The organism is Rhodococcus sp. NPDC079359, from assembly GCF_040702585.1.
Lineage (GTDB): Bacteria > Actinomycetota > Actinomycetes > Mycobacteriales > Mycobacteriaceae > Rhodococcoides.
The window spans coordinates 308,989-323,319 of the sequence record NZ_JBFBLH010000005.1 but is presented as its reverse complement, the minus strand read 5'-3'; the positions used below and the strand labels follow the sequence as shown (position 1 = coordinate 323,319).

14 protein-coding genes and 2 tRNA genes are annotated in these 14,331 nt (G+C 64.8%); 10 read left to right on the top strand and 6 right to left on the bottom strand.

Going from position 1 to position 14,331, the window contains the following annotated elements:
* Positions 1–9 precede the first annotated feature (9 nt).
* Positions 10–627 carry a DsbA family protein gene (locus tag AB0362_RS15035; RefSeq protein WP_068052542.1) on the top strand — a complete coding sequence of 206 codons (618 nt, stop codon included), beginning with the start codon at positions 10–12 and terminating at the stop codon, positions 625–627.
* Between the two features lie 61 nt (positions 628–688).
* Here the strand turns inward: AB0362_RS15035 and AB0362_RS15030 are convergent, their stop codons facing one another.
* Positions 689–1,351, bottom strand: a complete 663-nt coding sequence (locus AB0362_RS15030) for a DUF429 domain-containing protein (protein WP_366235767.1) — start codon at positions 1,349–1,351, stop codon at positions 689–691.
* 16 nt (positions 1,352–1,367) lie between these two features.
* Here AB0362_RS15030 and AB0362_RS15025 point away from each other — a divergent pair, with 16 nt between their 5' ends.
* Both AB0362_RS15025 and AB0362_RS15020 read left to right on the top strand, forming a co-directional pair.
* The gene (locus AB0362_RS15025) at positions 1,368–1,847 is read left to right on the top strand and encodes a ribose-5-phosphate isomerase (protein WP_068052539.1); all 480 of its coding nucleotides are present in this window, start codon (positions 1,368–1,370) and stop codon (positions 1,845–1,847) included.
* Complete coding sequence (locus AB0362_RS15020; RefSeq protein WP_094640231.1) at positions 1,848–2,642, top strand: DNA-formamidopyrimidine glycosylase family protein; 795 nt, start codon at positions 1,848–1,850, stop codon at positions 2,640–2,642.
* Here the strand turns inward: AB0362_RS15020 and AB0362_RS15015 are convergent.
* Both AB0362_RS15015 and AB0362_RS15010 read right to left on the bottom strand, forming a co-directional pair.
* Positions 2,639–3,412: a DUF1542 domain-containing protein gene (locus AB0362_RS15015; RefSeq protein WP_366235765.1), complete on the bottom strand. Its 774-nt coding sequence runs from the start codon at positions 3,410–3,412 to the stop codon at positions 2,639–2,641. The genes AB0362_RS15020 and AB0362_RS15015 overlap by 4 nt on opposite strands.
* 108 nt (positions 3,413–3,520) lie before the next feature.
* Positions 3,521–3,594: transfer RNA gene (locus AB0362_RS15010), tRNA-Gly, on the bottom strand.
* Positions 3,595–3,764: 170 nt separating this feature from the next.
* Here AB0362_RS15010 and AB0362_RS15005 point away from each other — a divergent pair.
* The 5 genes from AB0362_RS15005 to clpX all read left to right on the top strand — a co-directional run bounded on the left by AB0362_RS15005 (position 3,765) and on the right by clpX (position 8,331).
* Positions 3,765–3,838, top strand: a tRNA-Pro gene (locus tag AB0362_RS15005).
* Between the two features lie 112 nt (positions 3,839–3,950).
* On the top strand, positions 3,951–5,330 hold the full coding sequence (tig, locus tag AB0362_RS15000; protein WP_366235764.1) for a trigger factor: 1,380 nt from the start codon (positions 3,951–3,953) through the stop codon (positions 5,328–5,330).
* An 83-nt stretch (positions 5,331–5,413) separates the two neighbouring features.
* Positions 5,414–6,064, top strand: a complete 651-nt coding sequence (locus AB0362_RS14995) for an ATP-dependent Clp protease proteolytic subunit (RefSeq protein ID WP_082898933.1) — start codon at positions 5,414–5,416, stop codon at positions 6,062–6,064.
* Positions 6,065–6,111: 47 nt separating this feature from the next.
* Positions 6,112–6,753 (top strand): ATP-dependent Clp protease proteolytic subunit, encoded by a 642-nt coding sequence (locus AB0362_RS14990; protein ID WP_008715342.1) that lies wholly within the window; start codon positions 6,112–6,114, stop codon positions 6,751–6,753.
* Positions 6,754–7,050: 297 nt separating this feature from the next.
* The gene (gene clpX / locus AB0362_RS14985) at positions 7,051–8,331 is read left to right on the top strand and encodes an ATP-dependent Clp protease ATP-binding subunit ClpX (RefSeq protein ID WP_032394600.1); all 1,281 of its coding nucleotides are present in this window, start codon (positions 7,051–7,053) and stop codon (positions 8,329–8,331) included.
* A 79-nt stretch (positions 8,332–8,410) separates the two neighbouring features.
* Here clpX and AB0362_RS14980 read toward each other — a convergent pair whose 3' ends face one another.
* From AB0362_RS14980 to AB0362_RS14970, 3 genes are all read right to left on the bottom strand, one after another.
* Positions 8,411–9,223 (bottom strand): N-acyl homoserine lactonase family protein, encoded by an 813-nt coding sequence (locus AB0362_RS14980; RefSeq protein ID WP_366235762.1) that lies wholly within the window; start codon positions 9,221–9,223, stop codon positions 8,411–8,413.
* An 8-nt stretch (positions 9,224–9,231) separates the two neighbouring features.
* Positions 9,232–10,590, bottom strand: coding sequence for an MFS transporter (locus AB0362_RS14975; protein ID WP_149406248.1), 1,359 nt, complete (start codon positions 10,588–10,590; stop codon positions 9,232–9,234).
* Between the two features lie 178 nt (positions 10,591–10,768).
* Entirely contained in the window at positions 10,769–11,446 is a 678-nt protein-coding gene (locus AB0362_RS14970; RefSeq protein ID WP_068052526.1) for a TetR/AcrR family transcriptional regulator, read from the bottom strand.
* A gap of 109 nt (positions 11,447–11,555) precedes the next feature.
* Here AB0362_RS14970 and AB0362_RS14965 point away from each other — a divergent pair, with 109 nt between their 5' ends.
* Together AB0362_RS14965 and AB0362_RS14960 are read left to right on the top strand one after the other, a co-directional pair.
* Positions 11,556–12,443 carry a shikimate dehydrogenase gene (locus AB0362_RS14965; protein ID WP_366235759.1) on the top strand — a complete coding sequence of 296 codons (888 nt, stop codon included), beginning with the start codon at positions 11,556–11,558 and terminating at the stop codon, positions 12,441–12,443.
* The gene (locus AB0362_RS14960; protein ID WP_094688394.1) at positions 12,440–14,329 is read left to right on the top strand and encodes a sugar phosphate isomerase/epimerase and 4-hydroxyphenylpyruvate domain-containing protein; all 1,890 of its coding nucleotides are present in this window, start codon (positions 12,440–12,442) and stop codon (positions 14,327–14,329) included. The genes AB0362_RS14965 and AB0362_RS14960 overlap by 4 nt, the downstream gene beginning before the upstream one ends.
* Positions 14,330–14,331: the final 2 nt, after the last annotated feature.

The following is a 14,331-nucleotide window of genomic DNA, read 5'->3' as shown; positions in this document are numbered from 1 at the left end:
AGTAGGACAGTGGCCGGTTCAGGACAGAAAGACACTGCGGATTTTTGGTTCGACCCACTGTGCCCGTGGTGTTGGATCACCTCGCGGTGGATTCTCGAAGTGCAGCAGGTGCGAGACATCGATGTGAACTTCCACGTCATGAGCCTGGCAGTGCTCAACGAGGGCCGCGATCTGCCCGAGGAGTACGCCGCGATGATGAAGAAGGCCTGGGGGCCGGTCCGCGTTGCGATCGCCGCAGCCAAGCTGAAGGGTGACGAGATCCTCGACCCGTTGTACGCGGCCATGGGAACGCGAATTCACAACGAGGGCAACAAGGATTTCGACGTCGTGATCGCGGAGTCGTTGGCGGAACTGGACCTGCCCGGTGACCTGGCGAAGGCAGCCGAGAGCACCGACCACGACGAGGACCTGCGGACCAGTCATCACGCAGGCATGGACAAGGTCGGACCCGATGTCGGTACCCCGACCATCCACGTCAACGGCGTGGCCTTCTTCGGCCCCGTGCTCTCCCGAATCCCACGTGGCGAAGAGGCAGGCAAACTGTGGGACGCATCGGTGATCTTCGCGTCGTACCCGCACTTCTTCGAGCTCAAGCGCAGCCGCAACGAGGACCCGCAGTTCGACTGATCGCGCTTCCCCTCGTGCGTGGAAACTCGTAGTAGGAGTAGAGATTTCACGCACGGGGGCGCTAGGCCACGATTCGATCCTTGCCGTCCGCGGTACCGAACGTCAGATGCTCGCCGAGGTGGAAGCGTCGCGCCGACCACGCCGCTGCGGCCGCGTCGAGGAAGTCGTCGACGACGGGTCCTGGCGGCAGATCCGCCAGATCGACGTGTTCGCTCCATCGCATCATCGAGGCCAGTCGTTGTCCGACACCGCGGCCGGTCTTCTTCGACGAGAAGACCGTCGCCGGGGACATGGCCCGGAACGAGCATTCGGGATGTACCTCGATGTACCTGTCCCGATCGACGTCCGCATCCCGCCACGCCTTCACGGACGGCAGGATGTGCCACGTCTGCTTGCTGATCGCTTTGCCGGTGAGCTGCCGAGAAACGGCACACGCTTCGGGATACGACTCGGCGTCGAGCACGCCTGCGACCGGCGTGTGGAAGATGGAGCTGCGCGCCGTACCGAGAAACGTCTTCGCCTCCAGTTCGCTGACGCGATAGCCGTGCTCGGGCAACGACAGCGGCATGTCGACGCCCACCCGAGCGCAGTCCCGTGTCACCTCGAGCACCTCCGTCACCGACGCGCACGCGGTCCACGTCAATGCGGTCTCGGCCAGAACCGCGACCACCCACGCGCCTTTCGCGCCGTCCACACCGGCGAATTTCTCGGCTTCGGAGTTCACCTGTCAGACTCTAGGCATGCGCGTATACCTGGGTGCCGACCACGCCGGCCTCGAGTTCAAGAATCAGATCATCGAACACCTGACGGCGACCGGGCACGAGCCCGTCGACTGCGGTGCCTTCGACTACGACCCCGTCGACGACTACCCGGCATTCTGCATCGACGCAGCACGTCGCGTCGTCGCCGACCCGGGTAGCCGCGGCCTGGTGCTCGGCGGTTCCGGCAACGGCGAGCAGATCGCTGCCAACAAGGTGCCGGGCGCGCGCTGCGCGCTGGCGTGGAGCGTCGAGACCGCCAAGCTGGCCCGCGAGCACAACGATGCTCAGCTCATCGGCATCGGTGGCCGCATGCACACCCTCCCCGAGGCCCTCGCCATCGTCGACGCCTTCCTCGGCACCCCGTTCTCGGGCGAGGAGCGCCACCAGCGCCGCGTCGACATTCTGTCCGAGTACGAACGCAGCGGCGAGGCACCCGTCGTGCCGGGAAAGCCCGAGTAGGTGCCCGAGGGGCACACTCTGCACCGACTGGCTCGGTTGCATCAACGTCGGTTCGGCGGGGCACCGGTCGAGGCGAGCAGTCCGCAGGGGCGCTTCACCTCCGGTGCCGCGCTGATCGACGGTCTCGTACTGGAGAAGGCCGAGGCCTGGGGCAAGCATCTGCTGCATCGATACGAGTCGGATCTGATCGTGCACATCCACCTCGGCCTGTACGGGAAGTTCACCGAACAATCTGTGCCGCTGAACGATCCGGTGGGTGCCGTGCGGTTGCGCATGGTGGGGGAGAAGTACGGAACCGACCTGCGCGGACCCACGGCCTGCGAGATCTACACCGAGGAGCAGGTCGACGCCCTGGTGGCGCGCCTGGGCCCGGACCCCCTGCGTAAGGACGCGGACCCGGACGGAGCGTGGGCGCGAATCTCCAAGTCGCGCACCGCAATCGGAACCTTGCTGATGGATCAGAAGGTGCTTGCCGGCGTCGGAAACGTCTACCGCGCCGAAATTCTGTTCCGGCACGAGATCAACCCGATGCGACCGGGCAAGGACCTCGATCGAGCAGAATGGGACGCGATCTGGCTCGACCTAGTGGAACTGATGAAGATCGGTGTTCGACGCGGGCGCATCATCACCATCCGGCCCGAGGACGATCACGGCGACACCTACGGTGCGCGGCGACCGCGCTCGTACGTCTACCGCAGGCAGGGATACCCCTGCCGGGTGTGCGGTGCCGACATCCTGCACTCGGTGATGCAGGCGCGAAACCTGTTCTGGTGCCCGGTCTGTCAGGCGACCTAGAAACCGCCGAAGTCGCCGCCCCCGCCGAAATCGCCTCCGCCGTCGAACATGCCACCGCCCCCGTCGTCCATGGCACCGTATTCCGTGTCGCCACCGAGGTCGTCGCCGCTACCGCCGTCCGAACCGTCGGCCCCCGTCTCGCCACCGGCCGCGGTCTCGGCCGGAACGCCGGCCATGCCGGAGAACATCGCCGAGAACAGGAACATCGATCCCATTCCCCATGCACCGGCGACCAGGGCGGGACGCCACCACGGCTCGGAGTACCAGCCCGCGGGCACCGGACGGCCCGCGACACGGCCACCCGGGTAGTAGTTGGGGGTGCGATCGGACGGATCCGGTGATGCTGCGATCTCACGGCCCTCGAAGTCGACCTTGCGTTCTTCGGTGACGCGACCTGCCTGCTGTTGGCCGTCGATGCCCTGCACCTCCGGGCCGGGATCCATGCCCATGGCCAGTCGTGCGGCGCGGATGTAATAGAGGCCCTCGAGCGCGGTCTGTTTGGCCAGTCTGGCTTGTTCGGGGGTGGTGGCCTGGTCGATCTGCGAACCGGCAGCGATGTTGCGTTCGGACGCATCGGCCAGGGCCTGCTTGGACGGTGTGTCGGTGCCGATCAGGTGGTAGACCTGACCGCCCAGGCGTTCGATCGACTGGCGGGCGTCGGCCTTGGCGTCGGCCAGCGCGGTTTCGGCCGCCGCAGCCGAGTTCTTCTTGCTTCGCAGGACCAGCAGGGCCACTGCGGCGACGACGATGACGATCAGGATTATTTCCACTGCGGGCCTTCCGCCGACGGTGCATGCCCGGTTGTACGGACAATTCGGACACCGTCCAGAGTACGCGGACACGAAAAAGCCCCGCACTGACAGTGCGGGGCTTCTCGATGGAGCCGATGACGAGAATCGAACTCGCGTAGCCTGTTTGGAAGACAGGGGCTCTACCATTGAGCTACATCGGCGTGCAAACAACAGTCGTGGGATCGCCAGTTCCGTCGCCTGCGTTTCAAGACTGTACCCAACGCCGACGCAGGATTCCAAACCGGCCCGCCGCGACCGGTTCCGCCGAACGTCATCGGTGGGGCGCCCATTGGGGGCTACTATCGGTTGCTGTTCAATGGTGTGGGTACGACGGGGTGTGGCGCAGCTTGGTAGCGCATCCGCTTTGGGAGCGGAGGGTCGCAGGTTCAATTCCTGTCACCCCGACAAATGAGGGCCGCAGGCACGGTTCGCCGTGTTCGCGGCGAGCGAGGTAAGACCGCAAGCCAGCACCGTAAGCACCACCAGCAAGCAAGAATTACCAAAAGGAGCATGTTCCGTGAAGAGCACCGTCGAGCAGCTGAGCCCGACGCGAGTCCGTATCAACGTTGAGGTGCCCTTCGAGGAGCTCAAGCCTGATTTCGACCGCGCGTACAAGGCTTTGGCTCAGCAGATCCGCCTCCCCGGCTTCCGTCCCGGCAAGGCTCCGGCCAAGTTGCTCGAAGCGCGCGTCGGCCGCGGGGCAGTTCTCGAGCAGGTCGTCAACGACGCTCTTCCCGCCCGTTACTCCGAGGCCGTGACCAACGAGAAGGTCAAGGTCATCGGCCAGCCCGAGATCGAGATCACCAAGATCGAGGACGGCACCGAGCTCACGTTCACCGCCGAGGTCGACGTTCGTCCCGAGATCGATCTGCCCGACTACTCGACCATCAGCGTCGTCGTCGATCCGCTCGAGATCAAGGACGAGGCCGTCGACGAGCAGCTGCAGTCGCTGCGCCAGCGTTTCGGCACCCTGACCGGTGTCGATCGTCCCGTCCAGTCGGGCGACTTCGTTTCGATCGATCTCTCGGCCACCGTCGACGGCGAGAACGTCGAAGAGGCAACCGCGAGCGGACTGTCCCACGAGGTCGGTTCCGGCCAGCTCATCGAGGGACTGGACGACGCGATCATCGGTGTCTCCGCGGACGAGTCGAAGGAGTTCACCTCGACCCTGGTCGCCGGTGAGTACGCAGGCAAGGAAGCCGTCGTCACGGTCAAGGTCGTGTCCGTCAAGGAGCGCGAGCTGCCCGAAGCCGACGACGAGTTCGCCCAGCTGGCCAGCGAGTTCGACACGTTCGACGAACTGCTCGCCGATCTGAAGACGCGCGTCGAGCGAGTCGCGAAGGTCGAGCAGGCCGGTCAGATCCGCGACAAGGTGCTCGAGACCCTGCTCGACACGCTCGAGATTCCGGCTCCCGAGGCCGTCGTCAAGGCCGAGGTCGATTCCCAGGTGCACGAGGCCATCCACGGTCTCGACCACAACGAGGAAGCACTGGCCGAGCTGCTCGAGTCGCAGGGTTCGAGCCGCGAGGAATTCGACAAGGACGTCAAGGAAGGCGCCGAGAAGTCGGTGCGTACCCAGCTCCTTCTCGATGCGATCGCCGAGGCCGAGAACACGCAGGTCGGGCAGGAAGAGCTCACCGAGCGGATCATCTTCCAGGCGCAGCGCTACGGCATGCCGCCCGAGCAGTTCATTCAGCAGGTGCAGCAGGCCAACCAGCTCGGTGCCGTGTTCGCTGATGTCAAGCGCGGTAAGGCGCTGGCTTCGGTCGTCGAGCGCGTCAACGTGACCGACACCACCGGCGCGACCGTCGACACCGCAGAGCTGTTCGGCAGCCCCGCCGACGCTCCCGACGAGGTCGAAGCAGCAGATTCTTCCGAGGGCGAACAAGAGAAGTAACGCTCACAGCGAACGACGGCGGTTCCGGGACTCCGGAGCCGCCGTCTTTCGTTAGTGTCTGTGTCAGGAACCAACGATTTGTTATGGAAAAGGCAGGTACCGTGACTGTTCAGAATCCGGCGGCTTCGCACCAGCAGAGTCCCGTCATGACTTCGGCTGCAGCAGGGCTGAATCTCAGCGACTCCGTGTACGAGCGTCTGCTTCAAAACCGCATCATTTTCCTCGGTACCCAGGTCGACGACGACATCGCCAACAAGTTGTGCGCTCAGATCCTGCTGCTTTCGGCCGAGGACCCCACTCGCGACATCGCGCTGTACATCAACTCGCCCGGTGGCTCGGTCACCGCGGGTATGGCCATTTTCGACACGATGGAATTCGCCGAGTGCGACATCGCGACCTACGGAATGGGTCTGGCGGCCTCGATGGGTCAGTTCCTGCTCTCGGCCGGTGCCAAGGGCAAGCGTTACGCCCTGCCGCACGCGCGCATCATGATGCACCAGCCCTCGGCCGGTATCGGCGGCAGCGCCTCCGACATCGCCATCATGGCCGAGCAGTTCGCGCACACCAAGCGCGAGATGGCAGAGCTGATCGCCCTGCACACGGGTCAGACCGTCGAGCAGATCACCGAAGACTCCGATCGTGACCGCTGGTTCACGGCGCAGGCCGCCAAGGAATACGGGTTCGTGGATCACGTCGTCAGCCGTGCGCGGCAGGCCGGCGGAATCGGCGAGTAATTCGGCCGCTCCCGGCGACCCTCGATCACTTACATCTTGGAGAAACGATGACAAACCTGTTCGACCCCAATCAGCTGCCGTCCTCCCGATACATCCTGCCCTCCTTCGTCGAGCACTCCAGCTACGGCGTGAAGGAATCGAACCCGTACAACAAGCTGTTCGAGGAGCGCATCATCTTCCTCGGCGTCCAGGTCGACGACGCGTCCGCCAACGACGTCATGGCGCAGCTGCTGGTGCTCGAGGGCCTCGATCCTGATCGAGACATCACGATGTACATCAACTCGCCCGGTGGGTCGTTCACCTCGCTGATGGCGATCTACGACACGATGCAGTACGTCCGTGCCGATGTCGCGACCGTCTGCCTCGGCCAGGCTGCGTCTGCCGCGGCCGTCCTGCTCGCCGCCGGCACTCCCGGTAAGCGTGCAGCACTGCCCAACGCACGCGTGCTGATTCATCAGCCGTCGAGCGGTGGAATCCAGGGCCAGGTGTCCGACCTGGAGATCCAGGCCGCCGAGATCGAGCGCATGCGTCGACTCATGGAGACCACCCTCGGCCGCCACACCGGCAAGGATCCCGACGTCATCCGCAAGGACACCGATCGCGACAAGATCCTCACCGCGGAACAGGCCAAGGACTACGGGATCATCGACACCGTGTTCGAGTACCGCAAGCTCTCTGCCCAGAAGTAGCAGAGCGACCACCACCGGTCGGACCGTGTAGGTCCGGCAGAACTATCCGACGCCGGGTGTGAGTGCAGAACTCCACCCGGCGGTCGCGATCGGCGACCCGAATGGCGCAATCGGTGAAATCGGGTGGCGAATCACCGGAAACAACCCGCCCATGTTCGGCGAACACGGGTACCGTCGCATCCAAGAACTCGGTCGACCGAAGTCGGCATGACGACAGACCGAGAAGTAGCCCACGAAGGTTTCGGCCACACCCGGTCGGCGTGGGTCGTACGCGGACAAGGAAGTAGGAACCTCCGAATGGCACGCATCGGTGACGGTGGCGATCTGCTGAAGTGCTCCTTCTGCGGCAAGAGCCAGAAGCAGGTCAAGAAGCTCATCGCTGGACCAGGGGTGTACATCTGCGACGAGTGCATCGACCTGTGCAACGAGATCATCGAAGAGGAATTGGCCGAATCGAGCGAAGTCAAGCTCGACGACCTCCCCAAGCCCTCCGAGATCAAGGACTTTCTCGAGAACTACGTGATCGGTCAGGACGCTGCCAAGCGCACGTTGGCCGTCGCGGTCTACAACCACTACAAGCGCATCCAGGCCGGTGACAAGGCGCGCGACGTACGAGGCGAATCCGTCGAACTGGCGAAGTCGAACATCTTGATGCTCGGACCGACGGGATGCGGAAAGACGTACCTCGCGCAGACCCTGGCGAAGATGCTCAACGTGCCCTTCGCCATCGCCGACGCCACCGCCCTGACCGAGGCCGGATACGTGGGCGAGGATGTCGAGAACATCCTGCTCAAACTGATCCAGGCCGCGGACTACGACGTCAAGCGCGCCGAGACCGGCATCATCTACATCGACGAGGTCGACAAGATCGCTCGCAAGAGCGAGAACCCGTCGATCACGCGCGACGTGTCCGGCGAAGGCGTGCAGCAGGCGCTGCTCAAGATCCTGGAAGGAACACAGGCCAGCGTGCCGCCGCAGGGCGGTCGTAAGCATCCGCACCAGGAGTTCATCCAGATCGACACCACCAACGTGCTCTTCATCGTGGCCGGTGCGTTCGCCGGACTGGAGAAGATCGTGTCCGATCGGGTCGGCAAGCGTGGGCTCGGATTCGGAGCCGAGGTTCGCTCCAAGGCCGAGATCGACACCCAGGATCACTTCGCCGAGGTGATGCCCGAGGATCTGATCAAGTTCGGTCTGATTCCCGAGTTCATCGGTCGACTGCCGATGATCGCGTCGGTGACGAACCTGGACAAGGAATCGCTCGTGACGATTCTGTCGGAGCCGAAGAACGCGCTGGTCAAGCAGTACCGACGCCTGTTCGACATGGATGGCGTCGAGCTCGAGTTCACCACCGAGGCCCTCGAAGCAATTGCCGACCAGGCGATTCTCCGCGGAACCGGTGCCCGTGGACTGCGCGCCATCATGGAGGAAGTTCTGCTGCCTGTGATGTACGACATCCCGAGCCGCGACGACGTCGAGAAGGTCGTCGTGACTGCCGAGACGGTGAACGACAACGTGCTGCCGACCATCGTGCCGCGCAAGCCCGAGCGTCCGGAGCGCCGCGACAAGTCCGCCTGATACGGCCGATCGACCTGCTGGACAACGACGAATCCCCGACCTCATCCGCGAGGTCGGGGATTTTTCGTTCTCGTCGTAGTCAGCCGATGATCACGGCGTGCGCACCGGGGGCGGCGGTCACTGCGGGAAATCGGCTCGATACCAGCGGGTCGTGGCCGGGTACGAAAATGCCGGGGTCGGCGGCGAGCTCACGGATTCGATCGAAGGCTCCGTACATGTCCGGCAGCGCGTGCAGGATCGCGAACGGGCTGTCGTCCTCGATGTTCTCGTAGAAATGACTGGCGTCGGAGGCCAACACCACCGGGCCGCGGTCGGTGCGCACTCTGACCACCTGCATGCCTGCGGTGTGTCCGCCGACGGCGTGGACCGACAGCCCTGGGAACAGGTCGAGATCGCCGTCGACGAGGTCGAGCCGAGTGCCGCGATCGGCGGTTCGGATGTGCTCGGTGTCGGCCTGCGAGAGCAACCACTGTTCTCGGGTGATGCGGGCGGCCCACGGCCCGGTCCAGTATTCGAGTTCTCGGCGCTGCACCACGTATCGCGCAGACGGGAGATCCGCGACGACCCCGGTGTGGTCGTAGTGCAGGTGGGTCAGGATGCAGGTGTCGATGTGATCCGGTGTCAGCCCCAGTTCGCCGAGCAGTTCGATGGGTGACCCGTGATAGTCGAGCCCGTCCATCGATTCGGCTGTGGACCGGGACATTCCGGCGTCGATCAGCACCGTGCGGGTCTTCGAGACAGCGAGCCACACGTAGTAGGCCACCGTCTGGCTTTCGGTGCTGCGCTCGTCGCGTTGGTGAAAGAGATTGCTGCGCAATGCCGTTCGACTGGCATACTGCAGGGCGAGCACCGTCCAGGTGCCCGCCGCTGCAGGTCGAAGTGCGTCGATCACGATCTCGATCAGACCGACGCGGCGCGTGCGCTGTCGGTGGTGCGAGTCCGAAGACCGAGCTCGTCGGTGGGGGTACGGAAGGTCTCCTTCGACGTGGCGACGATGACGACGTTGATGGTGCAGAAGACCGCGGTGACGATCGCGACGGGTAGCCACGCACCGACCTCGGCTCCGGCGATCGCTCCTGCGATGGTCGGCGCGAATCCTGCGATGGCGAAGCCGATCTGGGTTCCCAGTGCGGTTCCGGTCAGGCGAACCCGGGCCGGGAACATCTCACCGTAGAACGAGGGCCAGACGCCGCCGGTGGCGCTGTGCACGAAGCCGAACATCACGATGCCGAAGACGAAGATGAGGACGTAGTTGCCGCTCGAGATCGACCACAGGTAGCCGAACATCAGGATCGCGCAGCCGATGGAGCCGAACAGGAACACCGGCTTGCGGCCGATGCGATCCGACAGGGCACCGAAGAAGGGCAATGCGAAGAGGGCGACGACGTTGGCGAGAACGCCCACCCACAGCATCGGGGTGCGCTCGAGGCCGACGGTGTTGACGGCGTACGACAGCGCGTAGACGGTGAAGATGGTGCTGACCGAGGCGATCATGGCGGCCAGCATGACGCGGACCACGGCCGGTCGATGCTCGCTGAGCAGTTCGGTCACGGGCAGGCGCTGCGGTTCGGTGGAGGCCACTTCTTCCTCGAAGACCGGGGTCTCGTCGAGCGAGCGGCGGATGACGAAGGCGGCGACGACGACGAAAGCGCTGAGGAAGAACGGGATTCGCCAACCCCAGCTGAGCAGTGCTTCCTCGGGGAGCATGGCGACGGGCAGGAACACTGCGGTGGCGAGAATCTGCCCGCCCTGGGTGCCGCTGAGGGTGAAGCTGGTGAAGAACGCGCGCCTGTCGTCCGGGGCGTGTTCGAGCGTCATCGAGTTGGCCCCGGCTTGCTCACCGCCGGCCGAGAATCCCTGGCACAGGCGAAGCAGCACCAGGATGATGGGCGCGGCGATGCCGATGGATTCGTACGAGGGCAGGACACCGACGCCGAGGGTGGCGATACCCATCAGCAGGACGGTGGCGACCATGACCTTCTTGCGTCCGTAGCGATCACCGATGTGGCCGAGGACGAGTGCGCCGAGCGGCCGTGCGAGGTATCCGACGCCGAAGGTGGCCAGGGCCAGCAGGGTTCCGGTCGCAGGGTTGGAGCCCGGGAAGAACACGCGGCCGAAGACGAGTGCGGCTGCGGTGCCGTAGATGAAGAAGTCGTAGTACTCGAGGGCGCTGCCGACCCATGCGGCGGTCGCCGCTTTGCGCGGGTTCGCCCCGGGGCGAAGCGGCGTCGGGTGGGAGCCAGGGGTGTGCGAATCCATCGTTCTCGTGTCTCTCTTCGTGAGGCGGGGGAGCTCGGGCGCTGGTCGACGACGCTTTCTCGGCGATCGGACCGCTAATGTACTAAATGGTTAACACCGGGTGCCCCTGAATACTGAACGTGATCCATGCCACGTGTCAACCCCCGAAGTGACGAGACCTACCGCGCAAACGCGAAAATCAGCGAGAAGGCGAGGTCAGGAACGCGATGATCATGTCGCCGAGCATTGCGCGCAGGCGCTCGCGATGCCGGGGATCGGTGAGGTCGCGGCCGAAGAGGGCCTCGAAGGTGTACCGGTTCGACAGACGGAACACGCAGAAGCTGCTGATCGTCATGTGCACGTCGAGGGCATCGACGTCCGTGCGGAAGACCCCGTCGGCCTGTCCACGCTCGAGGATGCTCGACAGCAGTTCCGCGGCGGGATTGCCGAGGTTGCTCAACGCCTCGGATCTGGAGATGTGTTCGCCGCGGAGGATGTTCTCGGTGGAGACCAGGCGGATGAAGTCGGGATTCTCCTCGTGATGGTCGAACGTCAGGGAGGCGATGGCCCGAATGGCTTCGACCGGTCCCAGGCCCTCGACGTCGACGTCTCGTTCACGCTCGCGAATGCGCAGGTACGACCGTTCGAGCACGGCCTTGTACAGGCCTTCCTTGTCGGTGAAGTAGTAGTACAGCATCCGCTTCGTCGTATGCGTGCGCTCGGCGATCTCGTCGATGCGCGCCCCGGCGAAGCCCTTGTCCGCGAACTCCTCGGTGGCCACCTCGAGGATGTTGTGCCGGGTCAGGTCGCTGTTGCGTCGACGCTTGACGGTGGGTCCACTGCTGTCGTCGGACGTGTCGGTTGCGCGCGGAGCCATGGATCAACTCTATCGGTGCCGATTGCGGCAAAAGGGTTGGGCGCGAGGCGGTGGCGTAGTACCGTCGAGCTAATTCACCAATTCGTACATTAGGCCCGAGGAGATCGACATGCCGGAATCCCTGCTCTGCGGACTGATCGGGACGGGCATCGGCAAGTCGCTCACTCCCGCGATGCACGAACGGGAGGGTGCCGAGCACGGGCTGACCTACCAGTACCGGATCATCGATCTGGACAGCCGTGGACTGACCGTCGAAGATCTGCCTCGTCTCGTCTCGACCGCCGCTGACCTCGGATTTCGAGGACTCAACATCACGCACCCGTGCAAGCAACGCGTCATCTCCACTCTCGACGGGCTCTCCGAGGACGCCGCCCGACTCGGGGCCGTCAATACCGTTCTGTTCGCCGACGGCCGCGCCGTCGGCCACAACACCGACTGGTCCGGATTCGACCGCAACTTCGGCCGCGGATTGCCCGGTGCCGACATCGGTGACGTGGTGCAACTCGGTGCCGGGGGAGCAGGGGCGGCCGTTGCCTACGCGATGGCCCGACGCGGCGCAGGCAGGCTCACTCTCGTCGATGCCGATCCGCTTAGGGCACAACAACTCCGAGATTCCCTGGCGGTGATGTTCCCGGACGTCGACATTGTCTCGGCAGGCCTCGACCGGCTCGCCGCCGTCCTCGACACCGCAACCGGCCTGGTGCACGCCACCCCGATCGGAATGGTCGAACACCCCGGATCTGCTGTGCCCGAGGCACTCCTGCATCCGCGGATGTGGGTGGCCGAGGTCGTGTATCGACCGGCCGAGACCGAGTTGCTCGCTGCCGCATCCCGAGTCGGGTGCCGAACGCTCAGCGGAACCGGAATGGCAGTGTTCCAGGCCGCCGACGCATTCGAGATATTCACCGGACGCATCGCCGACGCCGATCGAATGATCGCGCACATGAGCGCGTTGATCGCGCTGGAGGATCGCGCCGCCGCAGGTGTTCTCGCATGACGCACATCGCCACATCGGTGGCAACGGTATCGCTCAGTGGTTCGCTGGACGAGAAAATGCGTGCCATCGCCGATGCGGGGTTCGACGGCTTCGAGGTGTTCGAGCCGGACTTGATCAGCTCTCCGGATCTTCCCGCGGACATCGCGAAGAAGGCAGCCGACCTCGGTCTGACCCTCGACCTCTATCAGCCCTTTCGCGACGCCGACTCGGCCGATCCGGAACAGTTCGCCCGCAACCTCGTTCGCGCCGAGCACAAATTCGACGTCATGGAACAGTTGGGGTGCGATCTGCTGTTGGTCTGTTCCTCGCCGCTGGCCGGTGCCGTCCGTGACGACGCCCTGCTGGTCGAACAGATGGCAACCCTCGCCGAGCGTGCGCATCGGCGCGGAATGCGACTGGCGTACGAGGCGTTGGCGTGGGGTGCCCACGTGAGCACCTACCGCCATGCCTGGGACATCGTCCGGCAGGTCGATCATCCCGCTCTGGGAACGTGCCTCGACAGCTTCCACATCCTGTCCCGCGGAGACGATTCCGCAGGCATTCGAGAGATCCCCGGCGAGAAGATCTTCTTCCTCCAGCTGGCCGACGCGCCGCACCTGGTGATGGACGTACTGCAGTGGAGCAGGCACCACCGGTGCTTTCCAGGGCAGGGCAGCTTCGATCTGGCGCGGTTCGGTGCCGATGTCGCTGCCTCCGGGTACTCCGGCCCGTGGTCGCTCGAGATCTTCAACGACGTCTTCCGGCACTCCGACACCGGCCGCACGGCATCCGACGCGCATCGGTCGCTGCTGTACCTCCAGGAGCAGGTGCGCGACGTCGAAACACCCTCTGCCGGTAACGATCTCTTCGCGCCGCCACCGCCCGGTCCGATCGAGAACGTCGTCTCCCTGCGAATCGCTGCAGGGCCTGCGAAGGCAGCGCAACTGGGTACGACACTGCGACACCTTGGCTTCGATCTGACCGCAGCACACAGCGAACACGGACTCAGCCTTTTCACGCAGGGGCCGCTGGCGGTCGCCGTCGACACCACGGTGGACACACTGTGGACCGCGCCCGGCGTTCCGGCTCACCTACCGGCGTTGGCCCAGATCGGGATTCGCAGCGAGCGGCCGGATCTGTGGCTGACTCGAGCTCGTGCGCTGGGAGTCACCGCGTCCACCGTCTCCATGCCCGGCGTGGCCGACGCCACCGACGCAGTGGTACGTCTGGCCGTGACCGGTGCGACGTCGCTGGACCTCCGTACCCGCCACAGCGCGGGTGCCTGGCAATCGGCATTCGACCTGGCACCCAAGGTGGTGCAGGAGAACCGGGCGTGCGTCTCGCACGTGGATCACATCGCCCTCGCCGTGCCTGCCGAGAGCTGGGACGGCGTGATGCTGCTGCTGCGCTCGGTGTTCGGAATGGTGCCGCACGAGGGCCAGGACGTCGTCGACGCGATCGGCCTGGTTCGTAGCCGAGCACTCACCCTCGCCACGGCCAACGGCACGATTCGACTCTCGCTCAACATGGTTCCCGGCCGCCCGTCGGACTCGGACCCTCTGCCCGCGGCCCGGCGCGGAGGCGTCGGACATGTGGCGTTCGGGTGCGAGGACATCTACGCCGCTGCGAGTGCAATGACCGAACGCGGCCTCACCCCGCTGCGGATCTCGCCCAACTACTATCGTGATCTCGACGCGCGATTCGGACTCGGCTCCGAGACGTTGGACGCGATGCAGCGCCTCGGGATCCTGTACGACGCGGACGGGACCGGCGGTGAGTTCTTCCACTTCTTCACCGAAACCGTGGGTGACGACCTGTTCTTCGAGGTGGTCCAGCGAGTGGGTGGCTACGAGGGCTACGGGGAGACCAATTCGGCTGTGCGACTGGCGGCGCAACTGCAGTACTGATC

Excerpts from the sequence above, each read along its gene's own strand:
- AB0362_RS14960 (WP_094688394.1), top strand. The coding sequence starts at position 12,440 with ATGACGCACATCGCCACATCGGTGGCAACGGTATCGCTCAGTGGTTCG.
- AB0362_RS14995 (WP_082898933.1), top strand. The coding sequence starts at position 5,414 with ATGGAAAAGGCAGGTACCGTGACTGTTCAGAATCCGGCGGCTTCGCAC.
- clpX (WP_032394600.1), top strand. The coding sequence starts at position 7,051 with ATGGCACGCATCGGTGACGGTGGCGATCTGCTGAAGTGCTCCTTCTGC.
- AB0362_RS15025 (WP_068052539.1), top strand. The coding sequence starts at position 1,368 with ATGCGCGTATACCTGGGTGCCGACCACGCCGGCCTCGAGTTCAAGAAT.
- AB0362_RS14975 (WP_149406248.1), bottom strand. The coding sequence starts at position 10,590 with ATGGATTCGCACACCCCTGGCTCCCACCCGACGCCGCTTCGCCCCGGG.
- AB0362_RS14990 (WP_008715342.1), top strand. The coding sequence starts at position 6,112 with ATGACAAACCTGTTCGACCCCAATCAGCTGCCGTCCTCCCGATACATC.
- AB0362_RS14965 (WP_366235759.1), top strand. The coding sequence starts at position 11,556 with ATGCCGGAATCCCTGCTCTGCGGACTGATCGGGACGGGCATCGGCAAG.
- AB0362_RS14970 (WP_068052526.1), bottom strand. The coding sequence starts at position 11,446 with ATGGCTCCGCGCGCAACCGACACGTCCGACGACAGCAGTGGACCCACC.